The following is a 19,255-nucleotide window of genomic DNA, read 5'->3' as shown; positions in this document are numbered from 1 at the left end:
GGACAAAATCTTGGGCTTGCGCCAGCGGGATGCCTGCTGAAACGATGCACTGCGTCTGGAGCGCCCGCACTGAAGCTTATTGGAAAAAATATTCCACGTGAAAAATAATTGGAATATTTATTGATTGTTCGATCCGGCTCGTTTTAGTCTGCATCCACCAAGAGTGTCCGGCGCGGTCACCGCGTTGGGCACAGGCTGATAAAAATAACAGGAGCCAGCATGGGCCAGACTCGTTTTGCCAGTGGACGTCAATTGGATCTGATTTGCCTCGGACGCCTCGGCGTCGACCTCTATGCGCAGCAAGTCGGGGCACGGCTGGAGGATGTGAGCAGCTTCGCCAAATACCTCGGCGGCTCGTCCGCCAACATCGCGTTCGGCACCGCCCGGCTGGGGCTCAGGTCGGCGATGCTGAGCCGGACCGGCGACGATCATATGGGGCGTTTCCTGATCGAGTCGCTGGCCCGTGAAGGCTGCGATGTCAGCGGCATCAAGGTCGATCCGGAGCGACTGACCGCCATGGTGCTGCTGGGTCTCAAGGATCGGGAAACCTTTCCCCTGGTCTTCTACCGTGAGAATTGCGCCGACATGGCGCTGCGGGCCGAAGACATCAGCGAAGCCTTTATCGCCTCCAGCAAAGCCTTACTGATCACCGGCACTCATTTCTCCACCGATGGCGTCTACAAGGCGAGCACCCAGGCGCTGGACTACGCCGAAAAGCACAACGTCAAACGGGTGCTGGACATCGACTACCGCCCGGTCCTGTGGGGACTCGCCGGCAAGGCGGACGGCGAAACCCGTTTCGTTGCCGATCAGAACGTCACTCAACATGTGCAACAAATCCTCCCGCGCTTCGACCTTGTGGTCGGGACGGAAGAAGAGTTTCTGCTGGCCGGCGGTTCCGAGGATTTGCTCACCGCCCTGCGCAATGTCCGGCGCTTGAGCGCAGCGACCTTGGTGGTCAAGCTCGGTCCGCAAGGTTGCACGGTGATCCACGGGGAGATTCCACAACGTCTTGAAGACGGCGCGATTTATCCCGGCGTGCGGGTCGAGGTGCTGAACGTACTGGGCGCCGGCGATGCGTTCATGTCGGGTTTCCTCAGCGGTTGGCTGGAGGATGCCAGCGACGAGCGTTGCTGCCAGTTGGCCAACGCCTGCGGTGGTCTGGTGGTGTCGCGCCATGCCTGCGCGCCGGCGATGCCGACCCGTGCCGAACTCGATTACCTGTTCAGCAGCCCGGTACCGATTACCCGGCCGGATCAGGACGTCACCCTGCAACGCCTGCATCAGGTCAGTGTGCCGCGCAAGCAGTGGAAGCAACTGTTCATCTTTGCCTTCGACCATCGCGGACAACTGGTGGAACTGGCCCAGAAGGGCGGACGCGACCTCGGCGCCATCGGCGAACTCAAGCAACTGTTTATCAAGGCCGTGGAGCGGGTCGAAAACGATTTGCGCGAGCAGAGCATCGAAGCCGATGTCGGGCTGCTGGCGGATCAGCGTTTCGGTCAGGACTCGCTGAACGCCGCCACCGGTCGAGGCTGGTGGGTGGCGCGGCCTGTCGAGGTGCAGGGCTCGCGGCCGTTGGCCTTCGAGCACGGGCGCTCGATCGGCAGCAACCTGATCGCCTGGCCGCAGGAACAAATCATCAAATGCCTGGTGCAATTCCACCCGGATGACGAACCGATGCTGCGGCTGGAGCAGGAAGCGCAAATCAAGGCGTTGTATCAGGCATCGCAAGTCAGCGGTCACGAACTGCTGCTGGAAATCATCCCGCCCAAGGATCACCCCTCACCGCATCCCGACGTGTTGTATCGCGCGCTCAAACGTCTCTACAACCTCGGCATTTACCCGGCGTGGTGGAAGATCGAAGCGCAAAGCGCCAAGGAATGGCAACAGCTCGACGAACTGATCCAGGCGCGCGATCCCTATTGCCGAGGCGTGGTGCTGCTGGGCCTGAATGCCCCGGCATCCGCATTGGCCGAAGGCTTCCAGCAGGCCAGTCAGAGCCAGACCTGCCGCGGGTTCGCCGTGGGCCGGACGATTTTCCAGGAACCGAGCCGCGCCTGGCTGGCCGGCGAAATCGACGACGAGACGCTGATCCGTCAGGTACAGGGCACCTTCGTCGAGCTGATCGATGCCTGGCGTACGGCCCGGGCCTGAGCCGCGGTTGAACATTCTAGAAATAACAATAAAAGGTGCAGCCATGCCCGCTATCCGAATTGGCATCAACCCGATTTCCTGGAGCAACGACGACCTGCCGTCCCTCGGCGGTGAAACGCCGCTGAGCACCGCCCTCAGCGAAGGCAAGGCCATCGGTTATGAAGGCTTCGAACTCAACGGCAAGTTTCCCAAGGACGCCAAAGGTGTTGGCGACGTGCTGCGTCCGTATGACCTGGCGCTGGTGTCCGGCTGGTATTCCAGTCGTCTGGCGCGGCGTTCGGTGGCCGAGGAAATCGACGCGATTGCCAGCCATGTCGAGCTGCTGGCGAAGAACGGCGCGAACGTGCTGGTTTACGGTGAAGTCGCCGACTCCATTCAGGGCCAGCGAATTCCGCTGGTCGAGCGCCCGCGTTTTCACACCGAACAGGCGTGGCAACAATACGCCGACAAGCTGACCGAGCTGGCGCGCTTCACCCTGTCCCAGGGCGTGCGTCTGGCGTATCACCACCATATGGGTGCCTACGTCGAATCGCCGTCGGACATCGACACCCTGATGGCGTTGACCGGTAATGAAGTCGGGCTGCTGTTCGATTCGGGCCATTGCTACATGGGCGGTGGTGAACCCTTGCAGGTGCTGCGCAAACACCTGTCGCGCATCTGCCACGTGCATTTCAAGGACGTGCGCAAACCGGTGGTACAACTGGCGCGCAACAACCTGTGGAGCTTCCCCGACTGCATCATCAACGGCACCTTCACCGTGCCAGGGGATGGTGACATCGACTTCGCCGAGTTGCTGGACGTGCTGCTGGCGGCCGATTACCACGGTTGGCTGGTGGTCGAGGCCGAGCAGGATCCGGCAGTGGCGCCGAGTTATGTCTACGCGAAAAAAGGCTTCGACACCTTGCGTGCGTTGCTCGACGCGAGGACTGCACGATGAGCCTGCTGGTCAAAAGCAATGCCCGTGGCCGGACCATGGTCGAGCTGGCTGAAGGTGAGCTGCAATACGTCGGTTTCGCCGCGTATCGCTTGAGCCTGGGTGAAACCTTGCCTGTCGCAGCGGGCGACAAGGAGCTGTGCCTGGTGCTGCTCAGCGGCCGGGTCGGCATCCACGGCGAAGCGCCGGGGCAGGGCGCCTTCAACTGGGACAACCTCGGTGATCGCCAGTCGGTGTTCGAAGACAAATCCCCGTTCGCCGCGTACCTGCCACTCGGCAGTCAGGCGCAGGTGGTGGCATTGAGTGATGCGCAAGTGGCGGTTTGCGCCGCTCCCGGTTCGACCACCACGGGCCTCGGCCCGCGCCTGATCAGGCCTGAAACCATGAAGCGCAGCGTGCGCGGCAAGGGCGCCAATACTCGCTATGTCTGCGACATCCTGCCGGACAGCGAGCCGGCCCATTCGCTGCTGGTGGTGGAAGTGCGCACGCCGTCGGGACACTCGTCGAGCTATCCGCCGCACAAGCACGACACCGACGACCTGCCGCACCAGAGCTTTCTCGAAGAAACCTATTACCACCAGATCAACCCGCCCCAGGGCTTCGTGTTCCAGCGGGTCTACACCGACGACCGCAGCATCGATCAGGCCATGGCCGTGGAAAACAGCGACCTCGTGGTCGTGCCCAAGGGCTATCACCCGGTCAGCGTGCCGTATGGCTACGAGTCCTACTACCTGAACGTGATGGCCGGACCGAAACGCGTCTGGCAGTTCCATAACGACCCTCAGCACAGCTGGCTGCTGGATCTCTGAATTCCAACTTTCGCACGGAGAACAAGAACAATGGGCGACGCCCCGGTCATAGGCCACTACATCGATGGTCAGGTGCAGGACAGCGGTAGCGAACGATTCAGCGATGTCTTCAATCCGGCCACCGGTGCCGTTCAGGCGCGAGTCGGGCTGGCCAGTCAGAAGACCGTGGACGCTGCTGTCGCTTCGGCGCTCAAGGCATTCCCGGCCTGGTCCGAGCAATCGTCCCTGCGTCGTTCGCGGGTGATGTTCAAGTTCAAGGAGTTGCTCGATCGTCATCACGACGAACTGGCCGAAATCATCAGCCGCGAACACGGCAAGGTGTTTTCCGACGCCAGGGGCGAAGTCACCCGAGGCATTGAAATCGTCGAGTACGCCTGCGGTGCGCCGAGTCTGTTGAAGACCGAGTTCAGCGACAACATCGGCGGCGGCATCGACAACTGGAACCTGCGTCAGCCACTCGGCGTCTGCGCCGGGGTCACGCCGTTCAACTTCCCGGTGATGGTGCCGCTGTGGATGATTCCGCTGGCGCTGGTCACCGGCAACTGCTTCATCCTCAAACCGTCCGAGCGCGATCCGTCCGCCAGTTTGCTGATGGCTCGCCTGTTGACCGAAGCCGGTCTGCCGGACGGCGTGTTCAATGTGGTTCAGGGCGACAAGACGGCGGTCGACGCCTTGCTGCAGCACCCGGACATCGAGGCGATTTCGTTTGTCGGATCGACGCCGATTGCCGAGTACATCCACCAGCAGGCCACCGCGCGCGGCAAGCGGGTGCAGGCGCTGGGCGGCGCGAAGAATCACATGATCGTCATGCCCGACGCGGATCTGGATCAAGCCGCGGATGCCTTGATCGGCGCCGCTTACGGATCGGCCGGTGAGCGCTGCATGGCGATTTCGATTGCGGTCGCGGTCGGCGAAGTCGGCGATCAACTGATCGCCAAACTGCTGCCGCGGATCGATCAGTTGAAAGTCGGCAACGGTCTGCAAGGCGACAACGACATGGGCCCGCTGGTCACCGCCGAACACAAGGCCAGGGTGGAGGGTTTTATCGATCAGGGCGTGGCTCAGGGTGCGCAGCTGATTGTCGACGGCCGCCACTTCAAGGTGCCGGGCGCCGAGGCGGGCTTTTTCGTCGGCGCGACGCTGTTCGATCACGTCACCACCGACATGAGCATTTATCAGCAGGAAATCTTCGGCCCGGTGCTGGGCGTCGTGCGCGTGCCGGATTTCGCCAGTGCCGTGGCGCTGATCAACGCCCACGAATTCGGCAATGGCGTGTCGTGTTTCACCAGCGATGGCGGGATCGCCCGCGCCTTCGCCCGCAGCATCAAGGTCGGAATGGTCGGCATCAACGTGCCGATTCCGGTGCCCATGGCCTGGCATTCGTTCGGTGGCTGGAAGCGCTCGCTGTTCGGCGATCACCACGCCTACGGAGAAGAAGGCATTCGTTTCTACAGTCGCTACAAAAGCGTGATGCAGCGCTGGCCCGACAGCATTGCCAAGGGCCCTGAATTCAGCATGCCGACGGCCAAATAATTCATCTGCGCGGAGAACAACAAGAATGAGTACTCCACTGCGTTTTGCCCTGAACCGAATGGTCGCTCCTCGCTTGTCCCTGCCGGCGTTCATCGAATTGGCGGTGACCCTCAAGGCCGACGCCATCGAGATCCGCAACGACCTCAAAGGCATCGAGATCGAGGACGGCACCGCGCCCGGACACGTGCGTGAGTTGTGCACGGCACATGGCATCAGCGTGCTGTCGATCAACGCGTTGTATCCGTTTGACGTGTGGAATGACGAGCGCCGCGCGCAGGCCTTGAAACTGGCGGCCTATGCCCGCGATTGCGGTGCGCGGGGGCTGGTGATGTGCCCGTTGAACGACCGCGCCGATCCGCGCAGCGTCGCCGAACGAGCGTCGGGCCTGCGCACCGCGTTGAGTGAGCTGGCGCCGATCCTGCGCGATCACGGCCTGCTGGGATACATCGAGCCGCTGGGTTTCAAAGCCTGCTCGCTGCGCCGCAAACGCACGGCGGTGGAGGCGATCAAGTCAGTCGGCGGGCTGGATGTGTTCCGTCTGGTTCACGACACCTTTCATCACCATTTGGCCGGTGAGCAGGAGTTTTTCCCTGAGCTGACCGGGCTGGTGCACATCTCCGGTGTCGAGGAAACCGAGGCGCCGCTGGCGACCCTTGGCGATGGTCACCGGGTGCTGGTGGGCGCGGACGACATTCTCGGTAACGCGGCACAAATCAACAGCCTGCTTGCTGGCGGCTACAGCGGCTACCTGTCGTTTGAACCGTTTGCAGACAGCGTCCATGGCCTGGCGGATATCCAGACGGCGATCGGCGCGAGCATGGAACACCTGAGCAAATCCCTGGGTTGAAAGTGCCCCTCGCAGGGATCGGATCTGAATTTGAAAGGTGCGGTTATGACCACAACAAAACTGACCATGGCCCAGGCCCTGGTGAAATTCCTCGACAACCAGTACATCGAGGTCGATGGCGTTCAGAGCAAGTTCGTCGCCGGGATCTTTACCATTTTCGGCCACGGCAACGTGCTGGGTCTGGGGCAGGCACTGGAGCAGGACAGCGGTGACCTGATCGTCCATCAGGGCCGCAACGAACAAGGCATGGCCCATGCGGCAATCGGTTTCGCCAAGCAGCATCTGCGGCGCAAGATCTACGCCTGCACCTCGTCCGTGGGGCCGGGCGCGGCGAACATGCTGACCGCTGCCGCGACCGCGACTGCCAACCGGATTCCCTTGCTGCTGTTGCCGGGTGATGTCTATGCCTGCCGTCAACCGGACCCGGTGTTGCAACAGATCGAGCAGTTCCACGACCTGAGCATCAGCACCAACGATGCGTTCAAGGCCGTGAGCAAATACTGGGATCGCATCAACCGTCCCGAACAATTGATGACCGCAGCGATCCACGCCATGCGCGTGCTCACCGACCCCGCCGAAACGGGCGCCGTGACCCTGGCCTTGCCGCAGGACGTGCAGGCCGAGGCGTACGACTATCCCGATTACTTCCTGCAAAAACGCGTGCACCGCATCGAGCGTCGTCCGGCCACAGAAGCGATGCTCGGCGATGCCGTGGCACTGTTCAAAGGCAAGCGCAAACCGCTGATCATTTGTGGTGGCGGCGTCAAATACTCGGGCGCCAACGCGGCGTTGCAGGCGTTTACCGAGCGCTTCGATATTCCTTTCGCCGAAACCCAGGCCGGCAAGAGCGCGCTGGTGTCCAACCATCCGCTGAACGTCGGTGGCATTGGCGAAACCGGTTGCCTGGCGGCAAACCTGCTGGCCAGGGAAGCGGATCTGATCATCGGGGTCGGCACCCGCTACAGCGATTTCACCACCGCGTCGAAATCCTTGTTCCAGCACCCTGACGTGCAATTTCTCAACCTCAATATCAGCCCGTGCGACGCGCTGAAACTCGACGGTGTGCAACTGTTGGCGGATGCCCGGACGGGGTTGTCGACGCTGGCCGAAGCGCTGGGCGACTACCGTTCCGCTTGGGGCGATCAACCCCGTCAGGCCCGGGCGCAACTGGATGAGGAAGTGGATCGCCTGCATCAGATTGACTATCAGGCGCGGGATTTCATCCCGGAAATCAACGACCACCTCGATCCGGCGGTGTTGCGCGAATTCATCGAGCTGACCGGTTCCTGCCTGACCCAGAGCCGCGTGCTAGGCGTGCTCAATGAAACCCTCGCTGATGACGCAGTGATCGTCGCCGCCGCCGGCAGCCTGCCCGGTGACTTGCAGCGCAGCTGGCGCAGCAAGGGCGTTAACACCTATCACGTCGAATACGGATATTCGTGCATGGGCTATGAGGTGAACGCGGCGCTGGGCGTGAAGCTCGCCGAGCCTGAGCGCGAGGTTTATGCGCTGGTGGGCGACGGCTCCTACATGATGCTGCACTCGGAGCTCGCCACCTCGATCCAGGAGCGGCGCAAGATCAACGTGGTGCTGTTCGACAACATGACCTTCGGTTGCATCAACAACCTGCAGATGGGCAACGGCATGGACAGCTTTGCCACCGAGTTCCGTTACCGCAACCCGCAGAGCGGCAAGCTCGACGGTGCTCTCGTGCCGGTGGATTTCGCCATGAGCGCGGCGGCCTACGGCTGCAAGACCTACAAGGTGAATACCGTTGAAGAACTGCAGGCGGCGCTGGCCGATGCGCGCTTGCAGACGGTCTCGACCCTGATCGACATCAAGGTTCTGCCCAAGACCATGATTCACGGTTATCTGTCGTGGTGGCGGGTCGGCGTGGCGCAAGTCTCCACCAGCGCCCGCACCGACGCGGTAGCCAAAACCCTGAACGAACGACTGGCCAAGGCCCGTCAGTACTGATTGCCCTGAATCGAACAACCACAAGGAATCCTTTCATGTCATTGCTTTCCCAAGCGTTGCGGCTAGGCGTCATCGGCACCGGGGCCATCGGCCAGGACCACATCCGTCGTTGCAGCCAGACCTTGCTCAACAGCCAGGTCGTGGCGGTCACCGACATCAATCTGCAGCAGGCGGCCAAGGTCGTCGCTGACCTGAAGCTGACCGCCGAGGTTTATCCCGACGGCCATGCGCTGATCCAGGCGCCGGACGTCGAGGCGATCCTCGTCACCTCCTGGGGCCCGAGCCACGAAGAGTTCGTGCTGGCCGCGATTGCGGCGGGCAAACCGGTGTTCTGCGAGAAACCACTGGCGGTCACCGCCGAAGGCTGCCGCAAGATCGTCGAGGCCGAAGTCGCCCACGGCAAACGGCTGGTGCAGGTCGGTTTCATGCGTCCGTACGATGAAGGTTATCGCGCGTTGAAGTCGGTGATCGACAGCGGCCAGATCGGCGAACCGTTGATGCTGCATTGCGCGCACCGCAACCCGAGCGTGGGTGAAAACTACAAGACCGACATGGCGATCACCGACACGTTGATCCATGAGCTGGACGTACTGCGCTGGTTGCTCGATGACGATTACGTCTCGGTGCAGGTGGTGTTCCCGCGCAAGAGCAGCAAAGCCCTCGCGCATTTGAAAGATCCGCAGATCGTGCTGCTGGAAACCGCCAAGGGCACACGCATCGACGTGGAAGTTTTCGTCAATTGCCAGTACGGCTACGACATCCAGTGCGAAGTGGTGGGGGAGACCGGCATCGCCAAATTGCCGGAGCCGTCCCAGGTTCAATTGCGCAGCGGTGCCAAGCTGTCCAACGCGATTCTGATGGACTGGAAGGATCGCTTCATCGCGGCCTATGACGTCGAGTTGCAGGCGTTCATCGATGGCGTGCGGGCGGGGCAGGTGGGTGGACCGTCGGCGTGGGATGGCTTCGCCGCCGCTGTTGCTGCCGACGCGTGCATCGAAGCGCAGAACAGCGGCGCGATCGTCAACGTTGCACTGCCGGACCGTCCCCATTTCTACAGCTGACGCAAATCCCTGTGGGACCGAGCTTGCTCGCGATTGCGGTCTGTCAGGGCACATCAATGTGGAATGTGCCGCCGCCATCGCGGGCAAGCCCGCTCCCACAGGGTCCGCGTTTTATTCAGGGAAATACTTGTATGCGCATCGGACTTGTCGGTTACGGCCATGGCGGCCGGTTTTTTCATGCTCCGCTGATCAGCAGTCTGCCGGCGGCGACGTTCGTCGGCGTGGTCACCCGTTCAGCGGAGCGCCGACAGTTGCTGGCGGCGGAGCATCCGGGTGTGCCGGCCTTCGACAGCATCGGCCAGTTGGTGGAAGCCGGGATTGATGTGCTGGTGGTATCGACGCCCCTCAAGGGCCGGCCGGCACTGGTGCTCGACGGCATCGAACACGGCGTGGCGGTGGTCAGCGACAAGCCGTTCGCCGCCGACTGGCAGCAGGCGCAAACCCTGATCACCATGGCCGAGCGCCAAAATGTACCGCTCAGCGTCTATCAGAACCGGCGCTGGGATTCGGACTTTTTAACCGTGCGCAAACTCATCGAATCCGGCGCGTTGGGCCAGGTCAGCCGGTTCGAGTCGCGGATCGAGCGTTACTCGCCGTCGTCGGTTCACAACGGCAGCGGCGGTGGTTTCCTGCGCGACCTTGGCAGTCATCTGGTCGATCAGGCGCTGTTGCTGTTCGGTCCGGTGACACGGGTCTACGCCGAACTGGACTACCTGGAAAAAGACCAGGCCTTCGATCACGGCTTCTTCATGTCCCTGACCCACGTCAACGGCGTGACCTCGCATCTGGGTGGCAGTTGCCTGCAAAACAGCCCTGGCCCGCGCTTTCGGGTGAGCGGCACGCTGGGCTGTTACAGCGTCGAGGGTCTGGACGGGCAAGAGGCCCAGGCACTGGCCGGGCTCTCGCCGAAAACCGAAGGCGAGCGCTGGGGCGTCGAAGAGCACCGCCGTTGGGGCTGGTTCGAACACGGAGACGAGCGTGAGCGGGTTCCGTCTGAGCGCGGCTGCTGGAGTCAGTTCTATTTGCAGCTACAAATCGCGTTGCAAAACGGTGGCCCACTGCCCGTGGACGCCCGTGATGCACTGGCGACAACCCGCGTGCTAGACGCTGCGCGCCTGAGTTTCAAACGTCGTCAGGTAGTGGAACTGAGTGAGTTTGCAAGCCATGGAATAAAATCATAATAAAATTCTAAAACAGGTTGATATGGAAAATATTTTCCAATAAAGTCGATTCCAGATTCACTGTCTCGGGATACGTTCCAACGCTTCGACTGCTTGTCCGCTTACTGAAATCGTCATGCCTCATCCATAAAACCAACAAGAATGTGGAGAAAGACTTTTCATGAAGACCAAGACCCGTTTTGCCTCACTGGCCTTGTCCCTGATGTTCGCCAGCGGCGCTGCGCTGGCCGATATGAAGATCGGCGTCAGCATGTCCCAGTTCGATGACACCTGGCTGACCTACCTGCGCGAATCCATGGACAAGAAAGCCAAGTCCTATCCCGACGGCGTCAAGCTGCAGTTCGAAGACGCCCGCAGCGATGTGGTCAAGCAACTGAGCCAGGTCGAGAGCTTCATCAGCCAGAAAGTCGACGCCATCGTGGTCAATCCGGTGGATACCGCCGCCACCAAAAAGATTACTGAAGCGGCAGTGAAGGCCGGCATTCCGCTGGTCTACGTCAACCGCCGCCCCGATGACCTGAACCTGCCCAAAGGCGTGGTAACCGTTGCTTCCAACGACCTGGAGGCCGGCGAGATGCAGATGCAGTACCTGGCCGACAAGATGGGCGGCAAGGGCGATATCGTGATTCTGCTGGGGGACCTGGCGAACAACTCCACCACCAACCGCACCAAGGGCGTTAAAGAGGTGCTGGCCAAATACCCGGACATCAAGGTCGAGCAGGAGCAGAGCGGCGTATGGCTACGGGACAAGGGCATGACCCTGGTCAACGACTGGCTGACCCAGGGCCGCAAGTTCGACGCGGTGGTCTCCAACAATGACGAAATGGCCATCGGTGCCGCCATGGCCCTGCAACAGGCCGGCGTCGCCAAAGGCAGCGTGCTGATTGCGGGAGTCGACGGTACGCCGGACGGCTTGAACGCCGTGAAGAAGGGTTCGCTGGCCGCTTCCGTGTTCCAGGACGCCAAGGGTCAGGCCGACGGCTCCATCGATACCGCGGTGAGAATGGCGAAGAATGAGCCGGTCGAGCCGGCGGTCTGGGTGCCATTCCGCCTGATCACGCCGCAAAACGTTGACCAGTTCAAATAGTCCGTCCGTTCAATAACAACAATAAGCCCGCAAGGTGGCGATCGCGACCTTGCTGATGGAGTACCTGATCATGTTCGCTTCAGCGACTGCTTCGAGCACCCCTTTGACGGGGAGCCCGCCCACTGCAATACCTGTCGAAGAGCCGTACCTGCTGGAGATCCTCAACGTCAGCAAGGGTTTCCCCGGTGTGGTGGCGTTGTCCGATGTGCAACTGCGGGTACGCCCCGGTTCCGTGCTGGCGCTCATGGGCGAGAATGGCGCGGGCAAATCCACCCTGATGAAAATCATCGCCGGCATCTACCAGCCAGACGCCGGCGAGCTGCGCCTGCGGGGCAAACCGGTGGTGTTCGAAACGCCACTGGCAGCGCTTCAGGCCGGGATCGCGATGATCCACCAGGAACTCAACCTGATGCCGCACATGAGCATCGCCGAAAACATCTGGATCGGTCGCGAGCAGCTCAACGGCTTTCACATGATCGACCATCGGGAAATGCACCGCTGCACGGCGAAACTGCTGGAGCGCCTGCGGATCAACCTTGATCCCGAAGAGCTGGTCGGCAACCTGAGTATCGCCGAAAGGCAGATGGTCGAGATCGCCAAAGCCGTGTCCTACGACTCCGACATCCTGATCATGGACGAACCGACATCGGCCATCACTGACAAGGAAGTCGCCCATCTGTTCTCGATCATTGCCGACCTGAAAAACCAGGGCAAAGGCATCATCTACATCACCCACAAAATGAACGAAGTGTTCGCGATTGCCGATGAAGTGGCGGTGTTCCGCGACGGCGCCTACATCGGCCTGCAGCGGGCCGATTCCATGGACAGCGACAGCCTGATTTCGATGATGGTCGGTCGCGAATTGAGCCAGTTGTTTCCGGTGCGCGAAAAGCCGATCGGCGATCTGTTGCTGTCGGTGCGCGACCTCAAGCTTGATGGCATTTTCAAGGGCGTCTCCTTCGACCTGCATGCCGGGGAAATCCTCGGCATCGCCGGTTTGATGGGCTCCGGCCGGACCAACGTGGCCGAAGCGATCTTCGGCATCACGCCCAGCGACGGTGGCGAGATCCGTCTCGATGGCGAAGTGGTGCGCATCAGCGATCCGCACATGGCGATCGAGAAGGGCTTCGCGCTGTTGACCGAGGATCGCAAACTCAGCGGTCTGTTCCCGTGCCTCTCGGTGCTGGAAAACATGGAAATGGCCGTCCTGCCGCACTACGCCGGCCACGGGTTCATCCAGCAAAAAGCCTTGCGCGCCTTGTGCGAAGACATGTGCAAGAAGCTGCGGGTGAAAACCCCGTCGCTGGAGCAATGCATCGACACACTGTCGGGTGGCAATCAGCAGAAGGCCTTGCTGGCCCGCTGGCTGATGACCAATCCGCGCATCCTGATTCTCGACGAGCCGACCCGTGGCATCGATGTAGGTGCCAAGGCCGAGATTTACCGGCTCATCGCCTACCTCGCCAGCGAAGGCATGGCGGTGATCATGATTTCTTCGGAACTGCCGGAAGTGCTCGGCATGAGTGACCGGGTGATGGTCATGCACGAGGGCGACCTGATGGGCACCCTCGACCGCAGCGAGGCGACTCAGGAGCGGGTGATGCAACTGGCCTCGGGCCTGTCCTCGGTTCATTAATGGATACCGCTGGTGGCCGAGGCCGCCGTCGATGATGCGATAGAAAGGTGAGTGGTTATGAACGCGATACTGGAAAACAAACCGGCCACGGCACCGGTCAAGAGTCGCCGGCGCTTTCCGACGGAGCTGAGCATTTTCCTGGTGCTGATCGGCATCGGCCTGGTGTTCGAACTGTTCGGCTGGATCGTGCGCGACCAGAGCTTCCTGATGAACTCCCAGCGGCTGGTGTTGATGATCCTGCAAGTGTCGATCATCGGCCTGCTGGCGATTGGCGTGACCCAGGTGATCATCACCACCGGTATCGACCTGTCGTCGGGCTCGGTGCTCGCGTTGTCGGCGATGATCGCGGCCAGTCTGGCGCAGACCTCGGATTTCGCCCGGGCGGTGTTCCCGTCACTGACCGATTTGCCGGTCTGGATTCCGGTGATTGCCGGGCTCGGTGTCGGGCTGCTGGCGGGGGCGATCAACGGCAGCATCATCGCCATCACCGGGATTCCGCCGTTCATTGCCACACTGGGCATGATGGTTTCGGCCCGTGGCCTGGCGCGTTACTACACCGAAGGCCAGCCAGTGAGCATGCTCTCGGACTCCTACACGGCCATCGGCCACGGCGCGATGCCGGTGATCATTTTTCTGGTGGTGGCGGCGATCTTCCACATCGCGCTGCGCTACACCAAGTACGGCAAATACACCTACGCCATCGGCGGCAACATGCAGGCGGCGCGCACCTCAGGCATCAACGTCAAACGCCATCTGGTCATCGTCTACAGCATCGCCGGACTGCTGGCGGGGCTGGCCGGCGTAGTGGCTTCGGCCCGCGCCGCTACCGGGCAGGCCGGGATGGGCATGTCCTATGAGCTGGACGCGATTGCCGCGGCAGTTATCGGTGGTACCAGTCTGGCGGGTGGAGTGGGGCGCATCACCGGCACGGTAATTGGCGCTTTGATCCTTGGGGTGATGGCAAGCGGGTTCACGTTTGTCGGGGTCGATGCTTACATACAGGACATCATCAAAGGACTAATCATCGTGGTCGCGGTGGTGATCGACCAGTACCGCAACAAGCGCAAGCTCAAGCGCTGAAATTAATCGTCCTGGCCTGCCAAGGCGGGATCAGCGTCATATACAAAAGCCGATCGGAGAGATCGGCTTTTTTATGCCTGCGAAAACTGGCTGAGTGGTTCAGGGTTTCTTTTCTTCCATCCCATCCTTTGAGCCACTGGATGTTTGCGCATCCTTCTCTGTCTCGTGGGACTCTGCACCGGAGTTCGACCCCGAGGCTTCTTCACCCTTTTTGTCGGCCTTGTCTTCTTTGGATTCGGTGCCTCCCTGATTGACTCCGGGAATGCCGGTAGGGGGGACGCTGCTTCCCGCCATCGCCAGCGGTGCGGTGGCGGATAAAAGACTTCCAAGCATGAGGGCTGCAATGGTTCTGTTCATCGTCGGGCTTCCGCGTCGGGTGGATGTATCTTGGAAAATCAGAGGCGAAGCGAAGTGCCGGGCGGCTGACGGGCGGGAGAGGTGGGAGACGGGTGGCGGTGGAGCTGCGCATCTTTATGGCCATCCTTCGGCCGAGCTTGGCTGAAAAAAAGGCGGCAAATTGCTGGCCCCCGAATGTTTCAAGTCCCGGCAAACTCGCCTTTTTTCAAAAGGTTAGGTGGGCTATATGCGGACGATTGTCATCACTGTAGCAACGCTTTCCCTCGCTCTGCTCGCGGTGGAGGCCCAGGCCAGGGAACTGAGCAAGAGCCATCGTTTTGCGTGTACCTGGGGTTCGGACATCGCCGCCGGTGCGCAACAGTCGAAGCTGTCAGGGATTTCCCTGTATGGCGCGCGCAAGCGCCTGCAGGCGCGCAAGTTCCAGCAACCGTGGATGCGCATGACCGCCATGGGCATCACTGAGCAGACCTACGACAGCGCGTCGCGGCTGAAGCCGGCGGCCGTCAAGCAGACCTACTACGAACAGTGCGTTCGGCATGAGCTTGCACAGCGTTGAACGCAAAAGCCCGACCTGAATAGGTCGGGCTTGTTCATGTCCGGTGCAATGACAGCGTCACTTGTCACTTTCGCAATTGACCATCCACGACACGCCAAAACGATCTACCAGCATGCCGAAACGCGCGGCCCAGAAGGTGGCTTCCAGCGGCATGTCGACGCGACCATCCTTGGCCAGGGCATTGAACACCCGTTCGGCCTCGGCAATGCTGTCGACATTCAGGGAAATCGAGCAACCGCTCATGCCTTGGGTGGGGCGGTCGGGTGTGGTGTCCGAAGCCATGAGCATCTGATCCCCGACTTTCAGGCAGGTGTGGATGATCAGGTTGTGGTGCTCTTTCGGTACATGTTCTGCGGCTGGCGTTTCGCCGAAGGTCATCATCGCTTCGAGTTTGCCTTGCAGGCATTGCTCGTAAAACGTGAAGGCTTCGCGGCAGTCGCCGTTGAAGATCAGGTACGGGTTGATTTTCATGGGGGTGCTCCCGAATAGGCAGTGGAACGCAGCGCGGCCGGGTGTGCCGAAGCAGCGTCATGGATTGACTCCATCCAGCAAAGCGTTAGAACGCCGGATTGCCAACCGATGCTGCAAGAGTTTCCTTTCGGGGTGACCGATGGTCTGCGGGGAAGGGGCGTCAGGAATCGCGCGGGTTCTTCTGTACCGCAGCGCCCGCCACTCGGGCGGCAGGTCGGGTTTGCATCAGCGCATCGATCGCCTTGCGATAGTTCTGTCCGCCCAGCGCCATGCTGTTGTTGTGCGTTGCGCCGGGCACCAGCAGCAGGCGTTTCGGTTGCCGGGCGGCGGCGAACAGTTGCTCGCTGAAGCGCGACGGCACGAAGGCGTCGGCCAAGCCGTGCACCACCAGCAAGGGCATGTGGATCTCGGCGATCTTGTCGATGGAGTCGAATTTCTGCGACAGCAACCAACGCACCGGAAGAGAGGTGTTGGCCACGGCAGCCGCAACATCTGCCAACGAGGTGAATGTGGATTCGATGACCAGCCCGCGCACCGGCAGTGGGGTGTGATTTCTGGCGGCATCGCGACCGAGTTCGGCAGCCAGATCGATGGCGACCGCGCCGCCCAGCGAGTGCCCGTAGATCAGGCGTTTGTTCGGATCGGGTTGCAACAGCTGGAAGCGTTCCCAGGCTACCCTGGCATCTTCGTACACCGTGCTTTCCGACGGCAGATCGCCGTGGCTCTGGCCGAAACCGCGATAGTCGATGGCCAATACCGAATAACCTGCCGCGCGCAATTGTTCGATACGAAACAGTTGCCCTGTCAGATTCCAGCGTACGCCATGCAAATAAAGAATGGCCGGTGCATCGGCGCGCTCTGCCGGCCACCACCAGGCGTGAATGTTTTGCCCGGCCTTAAAGCTTTTCGGTTGCAGGTCGAGTTCCTGCACGCTGCCGGGCAAACCGTGATACCAGCCGGCGGTGCCCGGTTCGATGCGAAACAGAAGCTTGCGCTCTGTGTGTTCCAGCACGGCACAACTCGCCGGCACGCCGACGATCAGGGCGGCCATGCAGGCGAACGCCAGACGGCGGCGTCGAACTCGGGTCATGAAGGCCAGGAACATTAAACGTTTCACCACTGCGTGGACAAAGAACGCTTTTTACCAGAAGCCTGGACCCGCGCGTGACATTTTCGACCGCCGCCCACCCGCAACGATTACAAAATGCTGCAACGACTCAGTCGATCTTCAGCACGATCTTGCCGATGTGGTCGCCCGCTTCCATGTGCGCATGGGCCTTGGCTGCGTCGGCGAGCGGGTAGACCTTGTCGATGATCGGCAGGCAGCGTCCGGCGGCCAGCGCCGGCCAGACGTGTTCGCGCAATTGATCGGCGATGGCGGCCTTTTCCGCCGAGGTACGTGCGCGAAGCAGGGAACCGGTGACCACCGCACGTTTGCCGAGGATCGCCAGCAGATCGATGTCATTGGCCCGCGCGCCACCGAGGAATCCGATCATTACCAACCGCCCATCCATTCCCAAGGCGCTGATGTTCCCGTTGAGGTACGAGCCGCCCATGATGTCGAGGATCACATTGACGCCCTGGCCGGCGGTTTTTTCAGCGATGACAGCGGCGAAATCCTGTTCCCGGTAGTTGATCGCTTCGCCGCCCAGATTGTGGATCGCTGCGCATTTATCGGCGCTTCCGGCGGTGGCAAAGGCCTCGATGCCAAACTCGCGGCACAGCATCAACGCGGTGGTGCCGATGCCGCTGGTGCCGCCGTGGATCAAGGCGCGCTGGCCACGGCTGGCGCCGCCGAGGCCGAACAGGTTGGCCCATACGGTGAAAAAGGTTTCCGGAATGGCCGCTGCCTGGATCCAGTCCAGCCCATCGGGAATCGGCAAGACCTGGCCCGCCGGAACCGCGCAATATTCGGCGTAACCGCCGCCATTGGTCAGCGCACACACCCGGTCACCCACCGCGAATGTGCTGACGCCATTGCCGACCGCCACGACTTCACCCGCCACTTCAAGGCCCGGGATCGGGTTCATGCCGGGCTTCATCGGGTATTTGCCGGCGCGTTGCAGGGCGTCTGGACGATTGACGCCGGCGGCATGCACGCGGATCAGTACTTCGCCTTCCGCGACGACCGGCAGCGGGACGCGCCGGGATTGCAGAACCTCGGGCCCGCCCGGTTCGGTGATTTCGATTCGGGTCATTTCATTGGGCAACGTCATTTTCGATTCCTCTTGAAAAAGTGATCAGTAGATGGGAACGCAGTCAGGGCGCAATGATTCCCGTCATTCGGCGCAGCAGCGTTGTTCGACGGAGGAGGGCAGCAGTTTCATGGCGTGCTCAAGTATCAGCGCGATCACGATGGCACCGCCGGCAATCACGAAGAGCAGCGCATGTTGTCCGCCCGTGGCGTTGAACAGCGCCGAATAGGCGAAGCCCGCCAGCGCCTGAAACGTGGCGAACGACACCGTGGCCCGGCTCCACGCCACCTGTTGGCGATGATGATCCGGCACCAGCTCATGCACCCGGGCCAATGCCAGCGGCACAATACCCGGCGGAAATGAACCAAGGACCACCGCCAGCAGCGCCAACGCCAGGAACGAATGCGAAACCGCCAGCAAACCCAGGGTGATCGCCTGCACCACCAGCACCAGACGAATGCCGGTGCGCGCGCCAAGATGATCGGCGAGGAAGCCATAACTCACCGGGCCGACGATGGCGCCCAGACCGTACATGACCCAGATCAGAGCGCCGACGTGCGACCCGGCGCCCAGCCCCCGGGCGACGTAATCCACCAGGAAGACCATGGCCGGTACCAGCCCGGCGGCCATGAATGCGTACTGGGCAAACAACAGATAAACAGCAGGCGGTGTCGGAGCGACCGGTTCCACTTCAGCGGTGGTGGTGATTGCATGGGGCAGCTCCGAAGGCCAGCCGAACCAGCTCAATGCCGTCAGTGCCAGTGACAAAACGCCCAATCCCAGCCACGTCGCTTGCAGGCCAAGGCTCAACAGCAGCGGAACAATCGTGCCCGATCCGGCGATGCCCAGACCGATGCCGAGGAAAATCGCGCCGCTGGCCAGGCCCTTGCGCGCGGCCGGTACATGGGGCAGCACGGTCGCGGCCACCAGCACCATGATCGCGCCGCCCGCGATCCCGGACAGCAGGCGCCAGCCGAAATACCAGCTCACCGACACGGGATACGCACAGGCAAAGAACGCCACGGTCACCGCCAGCATCATCAGTCGCAAGGCATTTCTCTGGGTGAGCCGGCGTGCCAGCGGTCGGCCAAGGAGGGCGCCGATCAGGTAACCGACCAGGTTGGCCGCACCCAGATAGACCACATCATGGGCGGAAAACCATTGCGCCTGAATCAGCGAAGGGATCAGCGGCGTGTAGGCGAAACGCGCCAGACCGATGCTGACCAGGCTGGCGCAAAGTCCGGCGAAGATCGCCAGCCAGACACTTGTGTCCGGACGTTCGGGCGAAGCAGTTGAAGTGTGCATGACGGCAATCCTTTGAAAGGTTTATGGCGCCCAGCATATCGGCTATCGTTGCTGCGTTAATGCAGCGAT

At 61.4% G+C, this 19,255-nt stretch carries 17 protein-coding genes; 12 read left to right on the top strand and 5 right to left on the bottom strand.

All coding sequences use genetic code 11. The annotated features are described in order from the left end of the window. Positions 1-219 precede the first annotated feature (219 nt). The 11 genes from iolC (at position 220) to CAF74_RS22315 (ending at position 14,302) form a co-directional block, all read left to right on the top strand. Positions 220-2,157, top strand: a complete 1,938-nt coding sequence (gene iolC, locus CAF74_RS22365; RefSeq protein WP_085747794.1) for a 5-dehydro-2-deoxygluconokinase — start codon at positions 220-222, stop codon at positions 2,155-2,157. 43 nt (positions 2,158-2,200) lie between these two features. Then, on the top strand, positions 2,201-3,094 hold the full coding sequence (iolE, locus tag CAF74_RS22360) for a myo-inosose-2 dehydratase (RefSeq protein WP_085747793.1): 894 nt from the start codon (positions 2,201-2,203) through the stop codon (positions 3,092-3,094). Beyond that, positions 3,091-3,900: a 5-deoxy-glucuronate isomerase gene (iolB, locus tag CAF74_RS22355; RefSeq protein ID WP_085747792.1), complete on the top strand. Its 810-nt coding sequence runs from the start codon at positions 3,091-3,093 to the stop codon at positions 3,898-3,900. The genes iolE and iolB overlap by 4 nt, the downstream gene beginning before the upstream one ends. 30 nt (positions 3,901-3,930) lie before the next feature. Continuing rightward, positions 3,931-5,433 carry a CoA-acylating methylmalonate-semialdehyde dehydrogenase gene (locus CAF74_RS22350; protein WP_085747791.1) on the top strand — a complete coding sequence of 501 codons (1,503 nt, stop codon included), beginning with the start codon at positions 3,931-3,933 and terminating at the stop codon, positions 5,431-5,433. Positions 5,434-5,458: 25 nt separating this feature from the next. Then, complete coding sequence (locus CAF74_RS22345) at positions 5,459-6,280, top strand: TIM barrel protein (RefSeq protein WP_085747790.1); 822 nt, start codon at positions 5,459-5,461, stop codon at positions 6,278-6,280. 45 nt (positions 6,281-6,325) lie between these two features. Beyond that, the gene (gene iolD, locus CAF74_RS22340) at positions 6,326-8,257 is read left to right on the top strand and encodes a 3D-(3,5/4)-trihydroxycyclohexane-1,2-dione acylhydrolase (decyclizing) (protein WP_085747789.1); all 1,932 of its coding nucleotides are present in this window, start codon (positions 6,326-6,328) and stop codon (positions 8,255-8,257) included. 35 nt (positions 8,258-8,292) lie between these two features. Next, positions 8,293-9,318: a Gfo/Idh/MocA family protein gene (locus CAF74_RS22335; RefSeq protein ID WP_085747788.1), complete on the top strand. Its 1,026-nt coding sequence runs from the start codon at positions 8,293-8,295 to the stop codon at positions 9,316-9,318. A gap of 131 nt (positions 9,319-9,449) precedes the next feature. Beyond that, positions 9,450-10,499 (top strand): Gfo/Idh/MocA family protein, encoded by a 1,050-nt coding sequence (locus tag CAF74_RS22330; protein WP_085747787.1) that lies wholly within the window; start codon positions 9,450-9,452, stop codon positions 10,497-10,499. A 160-nt stretch (positions 10,500-10,659) separates the two neighbouring features. Continuing rightward, a complete protein-coding gene (locus tag CAF74_RS22325) occupies positions 10,660-11,586 on the top strand; it encodes a sugar ABC transporter substrate-binding protein (protein ID WP_007956051.1) in 927 nt (308 codons plus the stop codon). 70 nt (positions 11,587-11,656) lie between these two features. Next, the gene (locus tag CAF74_RS22320; RefSeq protein WP_085747922.1) at positions 11,657-13,222 is read left to right on the top strand and encodes a sugar ABC transporter ATP-binding protein; all 1,566 of its coding nucleotides are present in this window, start codon (positions 11,657-11,659) and stop codon (positions 13,220-13,222) included. Between the two features lie 57 nt (positions 13,223-13,279). Next, the gene (locus CAF74_RS22315; protein ID WP_085747786.1) at positions 13,280-14,302 is read left to right on the top strand and encodes an ABC transporter permease; all 1,023 of its coding nucleotides are present in this window, start codon (positions 13,280-13,282) and stop codon (positions 14,300-14,302) included. A gap of 99 nt (positions 14,303-14,401) precedes the next feature. Here the strand turns inward: CAF74_RS22315 and CAF74_RS22310 are convergent, their stop codons facing one another. After that, entirely contained in the window at positions 14,402-14,659 is a 258-nt protein-coding gene (locus CAF74_RS22310) for a hypothetical protein (RefSeq protein WP_007956057.1), read from the bottom strand. A gap of 226 nt (positions 14,660-14,885) precedes the next feature. Between CAF74_RS22310 and CAF74_RS22305 the strand changes: the two genes are divergently transcribed. Continuing rightward, positions 14,886-15,215, top strand: coding sequence for a hypothetical protein (locus CAF74_RS22305; protein WP_085747785.1), 330 nt, complete (start codon positions 14,886-14,888; stop codon positions 15,213-15,215). Between the two features lie 57 nt (positions 15,216-15,272). Here the strand turns inward: CAF74_RS22305 and CAF74_RS22300 are convergent, their stop codons facing one another. The 4 genes from CAF74_RS22300 to CAF74_RS22285 form a co-directional block, all read right to left on the bottom strand. After that, positions 15,273-15,686, bottom strand: a complete 414-nt coding sequence (locus CAF74_RS22300) for a VOC family protein (protein ID WP_085747784.1) — start codon at positions 15,684-15,686, stop codon at positions 15,273-15,275. 160 nt (positions 15,687-15,846) lie between these two features. Beyond that, complete coding sequence (locus tag CAF74_RS22295) at positions 15,847-16,791, bottom strand: alpha/beta hydrolase (RefSeq protein ID WP_085747783.1); 945 nt, start codon at positions 16,789-16,791, stop codon at positions 15,847-15,849. Between the two features lie 112 nt (positions 16,792-16,903). Then, complete coding sequence (locus tag CAF74_RS22290) at positions 16,904-17,902, bottom strand: NAD(P)H-quinone oxidoreductase (protein ID WP_085747782.1); 999 nt, start codon at positions 17,900-17,902, stop codon at positions 16,904-16,906. Between the two features lie 63 nt (positions 17,903-17,965). Continuing rightward, positions 17,966-19,186 (bottom strand): YbfB/YjiJ family MFS transporter, encoded by a 1,221-nt coding sequence (locus tag CAF74_RS22285; protein ID WP_085747781.1) that lies wholly within the window; start codon positions 19,184-19,186, stop codon positions 17,966-17,968. Between the last annotated feature and the right edge of the window lie 69 nt (positions 19,187-19,255).

Origin of the sequence: Pseudomonas sp. R45(2017) (assembly GCF_002112305.1) — a bacterium.
GTDB lineage: Bacteria > Pseudomonadota > Gammaproteobacteria > Pseudomonadales > Pseudomonadaceae > Aquipseudomonas > Aquipseudomonas paraglycinae.
The sequence above is the reverse complement of the archived record's forward strand: the minus strand, read 5'-3'. Positions and strand labels throughout refer to the sequence as shown.